Below are 13937 nucleotides of genomic sequence, written 5' to 3'. Positions count from 1 at the left end.
CCACGGAAAGACCGGCCGCCCGAGGAAAAGGAGGGCCGCTCATGGACCTCACCCTCACCCGGGAGGAGGAGGCCTTCCGCGCCGAGGCCCGCGCCTGGCTGGACGCGCATGTGCCCGCCGTCGCGCCGCCGTCCCTGGAGACGGCCGAGGGGTTCGCCGCGCACCGCGCGTGGGAGGCCGAACTCGCCGCGGACGGCTGGTCGGTGGTGGACTGGCCCGTGCGGTACGGCGGCCGGGGGTGCGGGCTGATCCGCTGGCTGCTGTTCGAGGAGGAGTACTACGCGGCGGACGCCCCGGGGCGCGTCAACCAGAACGGGATCAGCCTGCTGGGGCCGACCCTGCTGGAGCACGGCACACCGGAGCAGTGCGACCGGGTGCTGCCGCCGATGGCCCGTGGCGAGACGGTGTGGGCGCAGGCCTGGTCGGAGCCGGAGGCCGGATCGGACCTGGCCGCGCTGCGCTCACGGGCGGTCCGCACGGCCGGCGGCTGGCTGCTGAGCGGCCAGAAGACCTGGTCGTCGCGCGCGGCGTTCGCGGATCGCGCCTTCGGCCTGTTCCGCAGCGAACCGGACGCCCCGAGGCCCCACCAGGGGCTCAGCTACGTGATGTTCGACCTGCGCGCGCCCGGGGTGACGGTGCGTCCGATCGGCCGTCTCGACGGCAAGCCGGCGTTCGCGGAGCTGTTCCTGGACGAGGTGTTCGTGCCGGACGAGGACGTGATCGGGGCGCCCGGGCAGGGCTGGCGGATCGCGATGTCGACGGCGGCGAACGAACGGGGGCTCACCCTGCGCTCCCCCGGCCGCTTCCTCGCCTCCGCCGACCGCCTGTACGACCTGTGGCGGGCCCGGGGCAGCCCCGCGGAGTCGGCCGCGCGGGTCGCGGACGCGCTCGTCGGGGCCCGCGCCCACCAGCTGTTCACCTATGCGGCCGCCTCCCGCTTCCTGGCGGGCGAGCCGCTCGGCCCGGAGTCCAGCCTGAACAAGGTCTTCTGGTCCGAGTACGACATCGCGCTGCACGAGACGGCGCTCGACCTGCTGGCCGGGGACGGCGAGCGGGCGGACACCGAGTGGGCCGAGCGGTACGTGTTCTCGCTCGCCGGTCCGATCTACGCGGGCACCAACGAGATCCAGCGCGACATCGTCGCCGAGCGGCTGCTCGGCCTGCCGAAGGGACGCCGCTGATGCGCTTCCTCCTCGAGACCGAGCAGCGGGCGTTCGCCGCGTCCCTGGACGCGCTGCTGACGGCGGCCGGCACGCCGCGGACGGTGCGGGAGTGGAGCCGGGGGGACCACACGGGCGGGCGGGCGCTGTGGTCGCGGCTGGCCGACGCGGGGGTGTTCGCGCTGGCGGTCCCGGAGGAGTATGAGGGGCTGGGGTGTCGGCCGGTCGACCTGGCCGTGGCGTTCGTGGAGCTGGGGCGGCACGCGGTGCCGGGTCCGCTGGTGGAGACGGTGACCGCGGCCGCCCTGATCCGTGAACCGGGGCCCGCGAAGCGGCTGTTGCCGGCGCTGGCGGCGGGCCGGTCGGTGGCGACGGTGGCGTGTGCGGGGGCGTACGCGCTCGACGGCGACCTGGCGGACGTACGGCTGTCCGTCGCGCCCGACGGGGTGCGCCTGGCCCCCGGTCACGACCCCGTACGGCCCTCCCTGGACCCGGCGCGGCGGCTGACCCGGCTGTGGCCGGGCGGAGAGCTGCTCGCCTCCGGGCCGCCGCCCAAGGCCCTGCTGCTGGCCCGCCTCACCACCGCCGCCCAGGCGCTCGGGGTCGGTCTCGCGCTGCTGGACCGGACGGTGGGGTACGTGCGGCGGCGCACGCAGTTCGGGGTCGCGGTGGGTTCGTTCCAGGCGGTCAAGCACCGGCTGGCGGACGCGCGCATCGCGCTGGAGTTCGCCCGGCCGCTGGTGCTGGGCGCCGCCGTGACCATGGCGCCCGCGGACGTGGCGGCGGCGAAGCTGGGTGCCTGCGAGGCGGCGTACACCTGTGCGCGCACGGCGCTCCAGCTCCACGGCGCGATCGGGTACACCCAGGAGTACGACCTGTCGCTCTGGCTGACCAAGGCGCGGGCGCTGCGGTCGGCGTGGGGGACGCCGCAGGAGTGCAGGGCCGATGTGCTCGCCGCGCGCGGATGACCCTCAGCCGGTCACCTTGGCGACGAACGCGGCGAGGTTCGCGACCGTCCGCCGGATCTTCTCCTCCAGGGTGAGCGTCTCGGGCAGCCGGGCGCCGATGCCGGCGTCGCGCAGTCCGCGCACATAGAGCGAGCAGGCGAGGTCGGCGCAGAGGTAGGCGCCCACGGAGTTGCCCTGCCGGCCCGCGAGGCCCGCCCTGGGGGCGACCATCAGGGCGACGCCGCCGGAGTGGGTGGTCAGGCACATCGAGCACATGCTGCGCCGGGCCTGCCCGACGGCGCCCGCGGCGGCGCGCAGGGCGAGGGCCGTCGGCCGCCCGTCGAGCTCGACGACCAGGTGGGCGCGGTCGGGGGCCTGGGGGTCGCGCCAGCCGAGGTAGTCCAGGTCGCCCCAGGGCCGCTCGGCCAGGTCGCGCGGGACGGCGAGGCGCGTGGCCTCGCCCTTGGTGCAGTTCACGAAGGCGGCGCGGATCTGCTGCTCGGTCAGGGGCTTCATAAAGGTGACGGTAATTTGCCTAAAGCTTTTAGGCAAATGCATACTTGATTAAGGCGGCTTGTTCCGGGCAGGCGTGCTCCGGGTGAGGGGAGAGACGGCATGGTGCGGGTCGGGCTGACCACGGAACGCCTGGTGCGGGCGGGCGCCGAGCTGGCCGACGAGGTCGGCTTCGACGAGGTGACCGTCTCGGCGCTGGCCCGACGGTTCGACGTCAAGGTGGCGAGTCTGTACTCCCATGTGCGCAACTCCCAGGACCTGCGGACCCGTATCGCCCTGCTCGCCCTGGAGGAGCTCGCCGACCGGGCCTCCGAGGCGCTGGCCGGACGAGCCGGCAAGGACGCCCTGAGCGCCCTGGGCAACGTCTACCGCGACTACGCCCATGAGCACCCCGGCCGCTACGCCGCCGCCCAGCTCCGGCTCGACACGGAGACGGCGGCCGCGAGCGCGGGTGTCCGGCACGCGCAGATGACCCGGGCGATCCTGCGCGGCTACGACCTCGCGGAACCGGACCGCACCCATGCGGTGCGCCTCCTGGGCAGCGTCTTCCACGGCTACGTCAGCCTGGAGCTGGGCGGCGGCTTCAGCCACAGCGCACCGGACACGGACGAGACCTGGACCCGGGTCCTCGACGCCCTCGACGCGCTGCTGCGCACCTGGCCCGCCGTATGACCGGGCCCGCGTGGACCACCACGCCGATCACCGCGGACCTGCTGCGCGGCGCCCTGGACGTCGAGCGCACCGAGCACGGCGTGCTGCCGCACCGGCTGCCGGCCCGGGCCCGCGCCCAGTGCTCCGACGCGCAGCTGCTCATGGCCGAGTCCCAGCCCTCGGGCGTACGGCTGGTCTTCCGCAGCGCCGCCACCGCCGTGGAACTTCGCGCGCTGCCCACCCGGCGGGTCTACGCGGGCGCGCCGCCCCGGCCGGACGGTGTCTACGACCTCGTCGTCGACGGCCGCCCGGCCGGACGGGGGAGCGTGAGCGGCGGCGGCCACACCCTGACCGTCGACCTGGCGGCCGGCACCAGCGACCTGCGCCCCGGCGAGCCGGGCACCGTCCGCTTCGCCGGGCTGCCGGCCGGGACGAAGGACATCGAGATCTGGCTGCCGCACAACGAGACCACCGAACTCCTCTCACTGCGCACCGACGCCCCGGTCGGACCGGCCCGGCCCACGGGCCGCAAGGTGTGGCTGCACCACGGCAGTTCGATCAGCCACGGCTCCGACGCCGCGAGCCCGACGGGCATCTGGCCGGCGCTCGCGGCGAGACGCGCCGGGATGGAGCTGATCAACCTCGGCCTGGGCGGCAGCGCCCTGCTCGACCCGTTCACCGCCCGCGCCCTGCGCGACACGCCCGCCGACCTGATCAGCGTCAAGATCGGCATCAACCTGGTCAACACCGATCTGATGCGGCTGCGCGCCTTCGGCCCCGCGGTCCACGGCTTCCTCGACACGATCCGCGAGGGCCGGCCGACCGTCCCGCTGGTGGTCGTGTCACCGATCCTGTGCCCCATGCACGAGGACACCCCGGGCCCCACCGCCCTGGACTTCGGCGCGGCCGCCTCGGGGCAGCCGTGGTTCCAGCCGATGGGCGACCCCGCCGAGGTGGCGTTCGGGAAGCTGACCCTGCGCGTCGTCCGCGACACCCTCGCCCGCCTGGTCGAGGAGCGCGCGGCCGACGACCCGCACCTCCACTACGTCGACGGCCGCGACCTCTACGGCGAGGCCGACGCCGCCGAACTCCCCCTCCCCGACGGCGTCCACCCGGACGCGGCGACCCACCGCCGCATGGGAGAGCGCTTCGCCGAACGGCTGCCGATCTGGTAGCGGGCGCTACGGCCGGACGATCCCCGCCGCCCGTGCCGCCGCCAGCCACGTCGGGAACTCGCCGACCAGCCGGTCGTACAGCTCCGCGTCGGAGACCCGGCGCGGATCCGGGCCGGCGTGGAAGAACCCGGCGTTGTCGACCACCCGCTTGCCGGGGACGGGGAGTTCGTCGAGCCTGCGCAGGAAGTCGAACTGCTTGCTGCCCCGGTCGCCGAAGCCGACGAACTGCCAGAACAGCGGCAGCCGGGCCGCCTTGCAGAGGTAGCGTTCGGCGGCGAGCTTGTTGATCGGGCCGCCGTCGGTCTGGAAGACGACGAGGGCGGGCTCGCGCGCGCCGCTGTCGAGGTAGTGGTCGATGACCGCGTCCATCGCCAGGTGGTAGCTGGTCTTCCCCATGTGCCCGAGCCCGGCCGCGATCCGCTCCACCCGGCCCTGGTGGGAACCGAGTTCGATGTCGGTGACGGCGTCGACGTCGGTGGAGAAGAACACCACCGGGACCCGGCCGTCGTCGTCGAGGTGCGCGGACAGGCCCAGCACCCGGTCGGCCAGCGCCTGCACACTGCCGTCCTGGTAGTACGGCCGCATCGACCCCGAGTAGTCCACCACCAGGTAGACGGCGGCCCGTTGGCCGTCGAGACCGTGCTTCGCGAGGGACACCCCGGCGCTCTTGTAGAGGTTCACCAGCGCGGGAGCGGTCTCCTGGACCTTGCTCAGACTGATCGCGACCATGGCCCCCACCCTGCCACACCCTGCGGCGTTCGCTATTTTGTTCGCTCTTGCCGAGAAGCGCCCAGAGGAGCCGGTCCGTGGAGTCCGAGTCCACCATCACCACCTGCTACCGCCATCCCCAGGTGGAGTCCCGCGTCAGCTGCACCCGCTGCGAGAGGTTCATCTGCCCGGACTGCATGCGGGAGGCGGCCGTGGGCCACCAGTGCCCCGACTGCGTACGGGAGGGCGCGCGGTCGGTGCGCCGGGCCCGTACCGTCGTCGGCGGCCGGGTGTCGGCGGTGCCGCTGGTGACGTACGTGCTGATCGGGCTCAACGTGCTGGCGTACCTCGCCGAGGCGGTGGACGACGGCGTCGTCGACCGGTTCGCCGTGCTCGGCACCGTTCCGCCGGGCTACGTCCCCTGGGGCGTCGCGCACGGCGAGTGGTACCGGCTGCTCACCGGCGCGTTCCTGCACCAGCCGCCCACCCAGGGCACGTTCGGGATCCTGCACATCGTGATGAACATGGTGTCGCTGTGGAACCTGGGCCGGGTGGTGGAGTCGCAGCTCGGGCGGATCCGCTACCTCGCCCTCTATCTGCTGTCGGCGCTCGGCGGTTCGGTGCTGGTGCTGCTGATGGCCCCCATGGTCGTCACGGTCGGCGCCTCCGGCGCGATCTTCGGCGTCGGTGCCGCCTACTACGTCCTGGCGCGCCGCCTCGGCGCCGACATGAGCCAGGTCAACCGGTTCATGGCGGGCCTGCTGCTGTGGCTGGTGATCTCGGCGGGCCTGACCGCCTGGCAGGCCCACCTCGGGGGTCTGCTGACGGGCGGTGCGGTGGCCCTGGCCTTCGCCCACGCGCCCCGGGACCGGCGGCGGCCATGGATCCAGGCGGGGGCCTGCGGGGTGCTGCTGGTGCTGCTGCTGGTGTGCGCGTGGGCGAAGGTCCAGCAGCTCAGCTGATCAGGGGCGCTCGACGACCTCGCCGTCGCCGAGCTCCAGCACCCGGTCGGCGAGGCCGAGGAGTTGCGGGTCGTGGGTGGCGACGAGGGCCGTGACGCCCTCGCTGCGCACCACGGCCCGCAGCAGTTCCATCACCGCGAGGCCGGTGGCGGCGTCGAGCTGGCCGGTCGGCTCGTCGGCGAGCAGCAGGGCGGGCCGGTTGGCGAGGGCGCGGGCGATGGCGACCCGCTGCTGCTGGCCGCCGGACAGCTCGCCCGGCCGCTGTGTCGCGTGGCCGGCGAGACCCACCAGGGCCAGCAGCAGGGCCACCCGCTCCTCGCGTTCGCGCGGCTCGGCCCGGCGCAGGCGCAGCGGCACCCCCACGTTCTCGGCGGCGGTGAGGATGGGGATGAGCCCGAAGGACTGGAAGACGAAGCCGATCCGGTCGCGGCGCAGCTCCAGCAGCCCGCTCTCACCGAGCTCCGACAGATCGGTGCCGTCGAGGACGATCCGGCCGCGCTGCGGGGAGTCGAGGCCGCCGATCAGATGCAGCAGGGTGGTCTTGCCGGAGCCGGAGCGGCCCTTGAGGGCGACCAGTTCGCCGCGCCGGACGGCGAAGGACGCCCCGCGCAGCGCGTGGACGGCGGCGGCGCCCGTGCCGTCCTCCGGGCGCGGCGGCGGGGACGCGATGGAGGTGCAGGCGCTCCAGGGGCTCGATCTGCTGGTCCGGGAGGGCGAGCTGATGGCGCTGGTCGGGGCGTCCGGCAGCGGCAAGTCGACGCTGATGAACATCCTCGCGGGCCTGGACGTCCCCACCGCGGGCTCGGCGCGGGTGGCGGGCCGCGATCTGCTGGCGATGGACGCGAAGGCGCGGCTGCGGTACCGGCGTGAGGTGGTGGGCTTCGTGTGGCAGCAGACCGCGCGCAACCTGCTGCCGTATCTGACGGCCGCGCAGAACGTGACGCTGCCGATGCAGCTGGCGGGGGTGCGGCGCGGGAAGCGGGGCGGGCGGGCGGCGGAGCTGCTGGCGCTGCTCGGGGTCGCCGACTGTGCCGACCGGTATCCACGGCAGTTGTCCGGGGGGCAGCAGCAGCGGGTCGCGATCGCCGTCGCGCTCGCCAACGCGCCCGCGGTGCTGCTCGCCGACGAGCCCACCGGTGAGCTGGACTCGGCGACCGGGCAGCAGGTGTTCGCCGCGTTCCGGCGGGCCAACGAGCAACTGGGCACGACGATCGTCGTGGTCACCCACGACCAGGCGGTGGCCGACGAGGTCCGGCGCACGGTCGCGATCCGGGACGGCCGCACCTCGACGGAGGTGCTGCGGCGCACGGAGGTCGACGCGGAGGGCCGGGAGGCCCTGGTGGCGCGGGAGTACGCGATGCTCGACCGGGCGGGGCGGCTGCAGCTGCCCGCCGAGTACACGGCCGCGCTGGACATGGCGGACCGGGTGCTGCTGGAGCTGGAGGAGGACCACATCCAGGTGTGGCCGGACGGGAACCGCTGAGCGGGGACATGCGGCGGCGCCTGCCAGGTCGTCCGGTCGGGGACAGTGAGGCAGGCGCCGGCCTGTGTTCCGTACGCCGTTGTACGTCACGTGGGTGGGCGCCGGTGTCGCACCGGGGCCGGTGGGGTGACCGTCAGGCCGTCGGGCCGTTCCGTCAGACCATCAGGGAGCGGTCCGTCGGGCGGATCGGGGCCGGCAGGTCGCTGGCGCCGGTCAGGAAACGGTCGCAGCCGCGGGCGGCGGAGCGGCCCTCGGCGATCGCCCACACGATGAGCGACTGACCGCGGCCCGCGTCACCGGCGACGAAGACGCCCGGCACGTTGGTCTGGAAGTCGGCGTCGCGGGCGACGTTGCCGCGCTCGTCGAGCTCCAGGCCGAACTGCTCGACCAGGCCGTTCTCGCGGTCGGTGCCGGTGAAGCCCATGGCGAGGGTGACCAGCTGCGCGGGGATCTTGCGCTCGGTGCCCGGCTTCTGGGTGAGCCGACCCTCGACGAACTCGACCTCGACCAGGTGCAGCCACTGGACGTTGCCGTCCTCGTCGCCCTCGAAGTGGGTGGTGGAGACGGAGTAGACCCGCTCGCCGCCCTCCTCGTGCGCGGACGTGACCTTGTAGAGCATCGGGAACGTCGGCCAGGGCTGGTGCGGCGCCCGGTCCTCGCCCGGCCGGGGCATGATCTCCAGCTGGGTGACGGAGGCGGCGCCCTGGCGGTGGGCGGTGCCCACGCAGTCGGCGCCGGTGTCGCCGCCGCCGATGACGACGACGTGCTTGCCCTCGGCCGTGATCGGGGAGGTGACGTAGTCGCCCTCCTGGACCTTGTTGGCCAGCGGCAGGTACTCCATCGCCTGGTGGACGCCCTTGAGCTCACGGCCGGGGACCGGGAGGTCACGGGCGGTGGTGGCGCCGGCGGCGATGACGACCGCGTCGTACCGCTTCTTCAGGTCGGTCGCCTTGAGGTCGCGGCCGATCTCGATGCCGGTGCGGAAGCGGGTGCCCTCGGCGCGCATCTGCTCGATACGGCGGTTGATGTGCCGCTTCTCCATCTTGAACTCGGGGATGCCGTAGCGGAGGAGGCCTCCGACGCGGTCCGCGCGCTCGTAGACGGCGACGGTGTGGCCGGCCCGGGTCAGCTGCTGGGCGGCGGCCAGGCCCGCCGGGCCCGAGCCGATGACGGCGACGGTCTTGCCGGACAGGCGCTCGGGGGCCTGCGGGGCGACGGTGCCCGCGTCCCACGCCTTGTCGATGATCGAGACCTCGACGTTCTTGATGGTCACGGCCGGCTGGTTGATGCCGAGCACGCACGCCGACTCACAGGGCGCCGGGCAGAGGCGGCCGGTGAACTCGGGGAAGTTGTTCGTGGCGTGCAGGCGCTCCGACGCGGCCGACCAGTCCTCGCGGTAGGCGTAGTCGTTCCACTCGGGGATGAGGTTCCCGAGCGGACAGCCGTTGTGGCAGAACGGGATGCCGCAGTCCATGCACCGGCTGGCCTGCTTGCTGATGATCGGCAGCAGGGAGCCGGGGACGTAGACCTCGTTCCAGTCCTTGAGGCGCACGTCGACGGGACGGGACTTGGCGACCTCGCGGCCGTGGTTCAGAAAGCCCTTCGGGTCAGCCATTGATCGCCGCCTCCATCATCTTCTCGGTGATCTCGGACTCGGAGAGTCCCGCCTGCTCGGCGGCGTCCTTGGCGGCGAGCACTGCCTTGTACGTGCTGGGGATGATCTTGCTGAAGCGGGCCACGGACGCGTCCCAGTCCGCGAGGAGCTTCTCGGCGACCGTGGAGCCGGTCTCCTCGGCGTGGCGGCGCACCACGTCGTGCAGCCACTGCTCGTCCGCGGCGTCCAGGGCCTCGACGGCGTCCAGGTTGCCGACGTTGACGTTGTCGCGGTCGAGGTCGATCACGTAGGCGACACCGCCGGACATACCGGCCGCGAAGTTGCGGCCCGTCTCGCCGAGGACCACCGCGTGACCGCCGGTCATGTACTCGCAGCCGTGGTCGCCCACGCCCTCGGAGACGACCAGCGCGCCGGAGTTGCGGACGCAGAAGCGCTCACCGGTGCGGCCGCGCAGGAACAGCTCGCCGCCGGTGGCCCCGTAGGCGATGGTGTTGCCCGCGATGGTGGAGTACTCGGCGAGGTGGTCGGCGCCCCGGTCGGGGCGGACGACGACGCGGCCGCCGGAGAGGCCCTTGCCGACGTAGTCGTTGGCGTCGCCCTCCAGGCGCAGGGTGACACCGCGCGGGAGGAAGGCGCCGAAGGACTGGCCCGCGCTGCCGGTGAAGGTGATGTCGATGGTGTCGTCGGGCAGGCCCGCGCCACCGAACTTCTTCGTCACCTCGTGGCCGAGCATGGTGCCGACCGTGCGGTTGATGTTGCGGACCTTGATCTGGGCGCGCACCGGCTGGGCCTCGGTGGCGTCGGAGGCGGCGAGCGCGTCGGCGGCGAGCTTGATCAGCTCGTTGTCGAGCGCCTTCTCCAGGCCGTGGTCCTGGGCGACGGCGTGGTGGAGCACCGCGCCCTCGGGCAGCTCGGGCACGTAGAACAGCGGGGCGAGGTCGAGGCCCTGCGCCTTCCAGTGCTCGACGGCGCGCTGCACGTCGAGGACCTCGGCGTGGCCGACGGCCTCCTCGATGGAGCGGAAGCCCAGCTCGGCCAGCAGCTCGCGGACCTCCTGCGCGATGAACCTGAAGAAGTTCACCACGTACTCGGCCTTGCCGGCGAAGCGGTCGCGCAGCACCGGGTTCTGGGTGGCGATGCCGACCGGGCAGGTGTCCAGGTGGCAGACGCGCATCATGACGCAGCCGGAGACGACGAGCGGCGCGGTCGCGAAACCGAACTCCTCGGCGCCGAGCAGCGCGGCGATGACGACGTCACGGCCGGTCTTGAGCTGACCGTCGGTCTGGACGACGATCCGGTCGCGCAGACCGTTGAGCAGCAGGGTCTGCTGGGTCTCGGCGAGGCCGAGCTCCCAGGGGCCGCCCGCGTGCTTCAGCGAGGTCAGCGGGGAGGCACCGGTGCCGCCGTCGTGGCCGGAGATCAGCACCACGTCCGCGTGCGCCTTGGACACACCCGCCGCGACCGTGCCGACGCCGACCTCGGAGACCAGCTTCACGTGGATCCGCGCCTGCGGGTTCGCGTTCTTCAGGTCGTGGATCAGCTGGGCGAGGTCTTCGATGGAGTAGATGTCGTGGTGCGGCGGCGGGGAGATCAGACCGACGCCCGGGGTGGAGTGCCGGGTCTTGGCGACCCACGGGTAGACCTTGTGGCCGGGCAGCTGGCCGCCCTCGCCGGGCTTGGCGCCCTGGGCCATCTTGATCTGGATGTCGTCCGCGTTGACCAGGTACTCGCTGGTGACACCGAAGCGGCCGGAGGCCACCTGCTTGATCGCGGAGCGGCGCGCCGGGTCGTACAGGCGCTCCGGGTCCTCGCCGCCCTCACCGGTGTTGGACTTGCCGCCCAGCTGGTTCATGGCGATGGCGAGGGTCTCGTGCGCCTCCTTGGAGATGGAGCCGTACGACATGGCGCCGGTGGAGAAGCGCTTGACGATCTCGGAGACCGGCTCGACCTCGTCGACGGGGATCGAGGGGCGGTCGGAGGAGAAGCCGAACAGGCCGCGGAGCGTCATCAGGCGCTCGGACTGCTCGTTCACCCGGTCGGTGTACTTCTTGAAGATCTCGAAGCTGCCCGAGCGGGTGGAGTGCTGGAGGCGGAAGACCGTCTCCGGGTCGAACAGGTGCGGCTCGCCCTCGCGGCGCCACTGGTACTCGCCGCCGATCTCCAGCGCGCGGTGCGCGGGAGCGATGCCGGAGGCCGGGTAGGCCTTGGCGTGGCGGGCGGCGACCTCCTTGGCGACGACGTCGATGCCGACGCCGCCGATCTTGGTGGCGGTGCCGTTGAAGTACTTCTCCACGAAGGCGTCGTCGAGGCCGACGGCCTCGAAGACCTGGGCGCCGCGGTAGGAGGCGACGGTGGAGATGCCCATCTTGGACATGACCTTCAGGACGCCCTTGCCGAGGGCGTAGATCAGGTTGCGGATGGCCTTCTCGGGCTCGATGTCCGACAGGAAGGTGCCGGCGCGGACCAGGTCCTCGACGGACTCCATCGCCAGGTAGGGGTTGACGGCGGCGGCGCCGAAACCGATCAGCAGGGCCACGTGGTGGACCTCGCGGACGTCACCGGCCTCCACCAGCAGGCCCACCTCGGTGCGCTGCTTGGTGCGGATGAGGTGGTGGTGGACGGCCGCGGTGAGCAGCAGCGAGGGGATCGGGGCGTGCTCGGCGTCCGAGTGGCGGTCCGACAGGACGATCAGCCGGGCGCCGTTGTCGATGGCGGCGTCGGCCTCGGCGCAGATCTCGTCGATGCGCGCGGCGAGGGCGTCACCGCCGCCGTGCACCCGGTACAGGCCGGAGAGCGTCGCGGCCTTGAAGCCGGGCATGTCGCCGTCGGCGTTGATGTGGATGAGCTTGGCCAGCTCGTCGTTGTCGATCACCGGGAAGGGCAGGGTGACCGACCGGCAGGAGGCGGCCGTCGGCTCCAGCAGGTTGCCCTCGGGGCCCAGCGACGAGCGCAGGGAGGTGACCAGTTCCTCGCGGATCGCGTCCAGCGGCGGGTTGGTGACCTGGGCGAACAGCTGGGTGAAGTAGTCGAAGAGCAGGCGCGGGCGGGAGGACAGCGCGGCGATCGGCGAGTCGGTGCCCATCGAGCCGATCGGCTCGGCGCCGGCCTTGGCCATCGGCGCGAGGATGACGCGCAGCTCCTCCTCGGTGTAGCCGAAGGTCTGCTGGCGGCGGGTGACCGAGGCGTGGGTGTGCACGATGTGCTCACGCTCGGGCAGGTCGCCCAGCTCGATCTCGCCGGCCTCCAGCCACTCGGCGTACGGGGCCTCGGCGGCGAGCTGCGCCTTGATCTCGTCGTCCTCGATGATGCGGTGCTCGGCGGTGTCGACGAGGAACATCCTGCCGGGCTGCAGGCGGCCCTTGCGGACGACCTTGGCGGGGTCGATGTCGAGGACGCCGACCTCGGAGCCGAGGACGACGAGGCCGTCGTCGGTGACCCAGTAGCGGCCGGGGCGCAGACCGTTGCGGTCGAGGACCGCGCCGACCTGGGTGCCGTCGGTGAAGGTGACACAGGCCGGGCCGTCCCAGGGCTCCATCATCGTGGAGTGGAACTGGTAGAAGGCGCGCCGGGCCGGGTCCATGGAGTCGTGGTTCTCCCACGCCTCCGGGATCATCATCAGCACGGAGTGCGGCAGCGAGCGGCCACCGAGGTGGAGCAGTTCCAGCACCTCGTCGAAGGTGGCGGAGTCGGAGGCTTCCGGCGTGGCGATCGGGAAGATCCGCTCCAGCTTCTCCTGCGGGCCGAACAGGTCGGAGACCAGCTGCGACTCACGGGCGCGCATCCAGTTGCGGTTGCCCTTGACGGTGTTGATCTCACCGTTGTGCGCGACGAAGCGGTACGGGTGCGCGAGCGGCCACGACGGGAAGGTGTTCGTGGAGAAGCGCGAGTGGACGAGCGAGACGGCCGAGGCGAAGCGGCGGTCGGACAGGTCCGGGAAGAAGGGCTCGAGCTGGCCGGTGGTCAGCATGCCCTTGTAGACGATCGTGCGGGCGGAGAGCGACGGGAAGTACACGCCGGCCTCGCGCTCGGCGCGCTTGCGGAGCACGAACGCCTTGCGGTCGAGGGCGATGCCCCGGCTGGCGCCGTCCGTGACGAAGATCTGCCGGAAGACCGGCATCGTCGAGCGGGCGGTGGCGCCGAGCAGTTCGGGGGCGACGGGGACCTCGCGCCAGCCGAGGACGGTCAGGCCCTCGTCGGCGGCGATCGTCTCGATCTGCGAGACGATCTCCTGGGTGCCCTGCTCGGGCAGGAAGGCGATGCCGACGGCGTAGGAACCGGCCTCGGGCAGCTCGAACCCGGTGACCTCGCGCAGGAACGCGTCGGGGACCTGGGTGAGGATGCCCGCGCCGTCGCCGGAGTCCGGCTCGGAGCCGGTGGCGCCGCGGTGCTCGAGGTTGCGCAGAACGGTCAGCGCCTGCTCGACCAGCGTGTGGCTCGCCTCACCGGTGAGGGTGGCCACGAAGCCGACGCCACAGGCGTCGCGCTCGTTGCGGGGGTCGTACATACCCTGCGCAGCAGGGCGAGCATCCATGAAGGACCAGTTCTGGCCATTCGCGGAATGCTGGGACGGCTGGCGCGGCGTACGCATCGGCTCTCCCGTCGTCGTCTCAAGTGGCATGTCTGCGTGCCGAGGGACGACGTTGGCCCTCTGCGTGTGCGCAAAATTTCGTGCAGGTTACATGATGGAGCGGTTCTCGGGAACCGGATACTCCGTTCCAACATG

At 72.5% G+C, this 13937-nt stretch carries 11 protein-coding genes; 6 read left to right on the top strand and 5 right to left on the bottom strand.

What is annotated here, in order from left to right; genetic code table 11:
* Positions 1-41: 41 nt before the first annotated feature.
* Positions 42-1181 (top strand): acyl-CoA dehydrogenase family protein, encoded by a 1140-nt coding sequence (locus AQJ58_RS05765; protein WP_067245345.1) that lies wholly within the window; start codon positions 42-44, stop codon positions 1179-1181.
* The gene (locus AQJ58_RS05760; RefSeq protein WP_067245344.1) at positions 1181-2128 is read left to right on the top strand and encodes an acyl-CoA dehydrogenase family protein; all 948 of its coding nucleotides are present in this window, start codon (positions 1181-1183) and stop codon (positions 2126-2128) included. The genes AQJ58_RS05765 and AQJ58_RS05760 overlap by 1 nt, the downstream gene beginning before the upstream one ends.
* 3 nt (positions 2129-2131) lie before the next feature.
* Here the strand turns inward: AQJ58_RS05760 and AQJ58_RS05755 are convergent, their stop codons facing one another.
* Entirely contained in the window at positions 2132-2623 is a 492-nt protein-coding gene (locus tag AQJ58_RS05755; protein ID WP_067245342.1) for an FBP domain-containing protein, read from the bottom strand.
* A gap of 99 nt (positions 2624-2722) precedes the next feature.
* Here AQJ58_RS05755 and AQJ58_RS05750 point away from each other — a divergent pair, with 99 nt between their 5' ends.
* Both AQJ58_RS05750 and AQJ58_RS05745 read left to right on the top strand, forming a co-directional pair.
* Complete coding sequence (locus AQJ58_RS05750; protein ID WP_067245340.1) at positions 2723-3292, top strand: TetR/AcrR family transcriptional regulator; 570 nt, start codon at positions 2723-2725, stop codon at positions 3290-3292.
* Complete coding sequence (locus AQJ58_RS05745; RefSeq protein ID WP_067245337.1) at positions 3289-4446, top strand: GDSL-type esterase/lipase family protein; 1158 nt, start codon at positions 3289-3291, stop codon at positions 4444-4446. Before AQJ58_RS05750 ends, AQJ58_RS05745 begins: the two co-directional genes overlap by 4 nt.
* 6 nt (positions 4447-4452) lie before the next feature.
* On the opposite strand, the gene AQJ58_RS05740 is transcribed toward AQJ58_RS05745, so the two are convergent.
* The gene (locus AQJ58_RS05740; protein ID WP_067245334.1) at positions 4453-5175 is read right to left on the bottom strand and encodes a vWA domain-containing protein; all 723 of its coding nucleotides are present in this window, start codon (positions 5173-5175) and stop codon (positions 4453-4455) included.
* A 77-nt stretch (positions 5176-5252) separates the two neighbouring features.
* Here AQJ58_RS05740 and AQJ58_RS05735 point away from each other — a divergent pair, with 77 nt between their 5' ends.
* A complete protein-coding gene (locus AQJ58_RS05735; RefSeq protein WP_067245331.1) occupies positions 5253-6116 on the top strand; it encodes a rhomboid family intramembrane serine protease in 864 nt (287 codons plus the stop codon).
* On the opposite strand, the gene AQJ58_RS05730 is transcribed toward AQJ58_RS05735, so the two are convergent.
* Entirely contained in the window at positions 6117-6785 is a 669-nt protein-coding gene (locus AQJ58_RS05730; RefSeq protein WP_420712138.1) for an ABC transporter ATP-binding protein, read from the bottom strand. It lies immediately after the preceding gene.
* On the opposite strand from AQJ58_RS05730, the gene AQJ58_RS05725 reads away from it, so the two are divergent.
* Positions 6679-7599 (top strand): ABC transporter ATP-binding protein, encoded by a 921-nt coding sequence (locus AQJ58_RS05725; protein ID WP_420712131.1) that lies wholly within the window; start codon positions 6679-6681, stop codon positions 7597-7599. The two genes, AQJ58_RS05730 and AQJ58_RS05725, sit on opposite strands and share 107 nt — an antisense overlap.
* Before the next feature lie 154 nt (positions 7600-7753).
* On the opposite strand, the gene AQJ58_RS05720 is transcribed toward AQJ58_RS05725, so the two are convergent.
* The gene (locus tag AQJ58_RS05720) at positions 7754-9214 is read right to left on the bottom strand and encodes a glutamate synthase subunit beta (protein ID WP_067245329.1); all 1461 of its coding nucleotides are present in this window, start codon (positions 9212-9214) and stop codon (positions 7754-7756) included.
* Positions 9207-13802, bottom strand: coding sequence for a glutamate synthase large subunit (gene gltB / locus AQJ58_RS05715; RefSeq protein ID WP_199844528.1), 4596 nt, complete (start codon positions 13800-13802; stop codon positions 9207-9209). Before gltB ends, AQJ58_RS05720 begins: the two co-directional genes overlap by 8 nt.
* Positions 13803-13937 lie beyond the last annotated feature (135 nt).

Source organism: Streptomyces sp. DSM 15324 (assembly GCF_001514285.1).
In the GTDB taxonomy this organism is placed as follows: Bacteria; Actinomycetota; Actinomycetes; order Streptomycetales; family Streptomycetaceae; genus Streptomyces.
Note: the sequence above shows the minus strand (reverse complement) of the source record. Positions and strands in the feature narration are given on the sequence as shown.

Excerpts from the sequence above, each read along its gene's own strand:
- AQJ58_RS05765 (WP_067245345.1), top strand. The coding sequence starts at position 42 with ATGGACCTCACCCTCACCCGGGAGGAGGAGGCCTTCCGCGCCGAGGCC.
- AQJ58_RS05760 (WP_067245344.1), top strand. The coding sequence starts at position 1,181 with ATGCGCTTCCTCCTCGAGACCGAGCAGCGGGCGTTCGCCGCGTCCCTG.
- AQJ58_RS05755 (WP_067245342.1), bottom strand. The coding sequence starts at position 2,623 with ATGAAGCCCCTGACCGAGCAGCAGATCCGCGCCGCCTTCGTGAACTGC.
- AQJ58_RS05750 (WP_067245340.1), top strand. The coding sequence starts at position 2,723 with ATGGTGCGGGTCGGGCTGACCACGGAACGCCTGGTGCGGGCGGGCGCC.
- AQJ58_RS05745 (WP_067245337.1), top strand. The coding sequence starts at position 3,289 with ATGACCGGGCCCGCGTGGACCACCACGCCGATCACCGCGGACCTGCTG.
- AQJ58_RS05740 (WP_067245334.1), bottom strand. The coding sequence starts at position 5,175 with ATGGTCGCGATCAGTCTGAGCAAGGTCCAGGAGACCGCTCCCGCGCTG.
- AQJ58_RS05720 (WP_067245329.1), bottom strand. The coding sequence starts at position 9,214 with ATGGCTGACCCGAAGGGCTTTCTGAACCACGGCCGCGAGGTCGCCAAG.
- gltB (WP_199844528.1), bottom strand. The coding sequence starts at position 13,802 with ATGCGTACGCCGCGCCAGCCGTCCCAGCATTCCGCGAATGGCCAGAAC.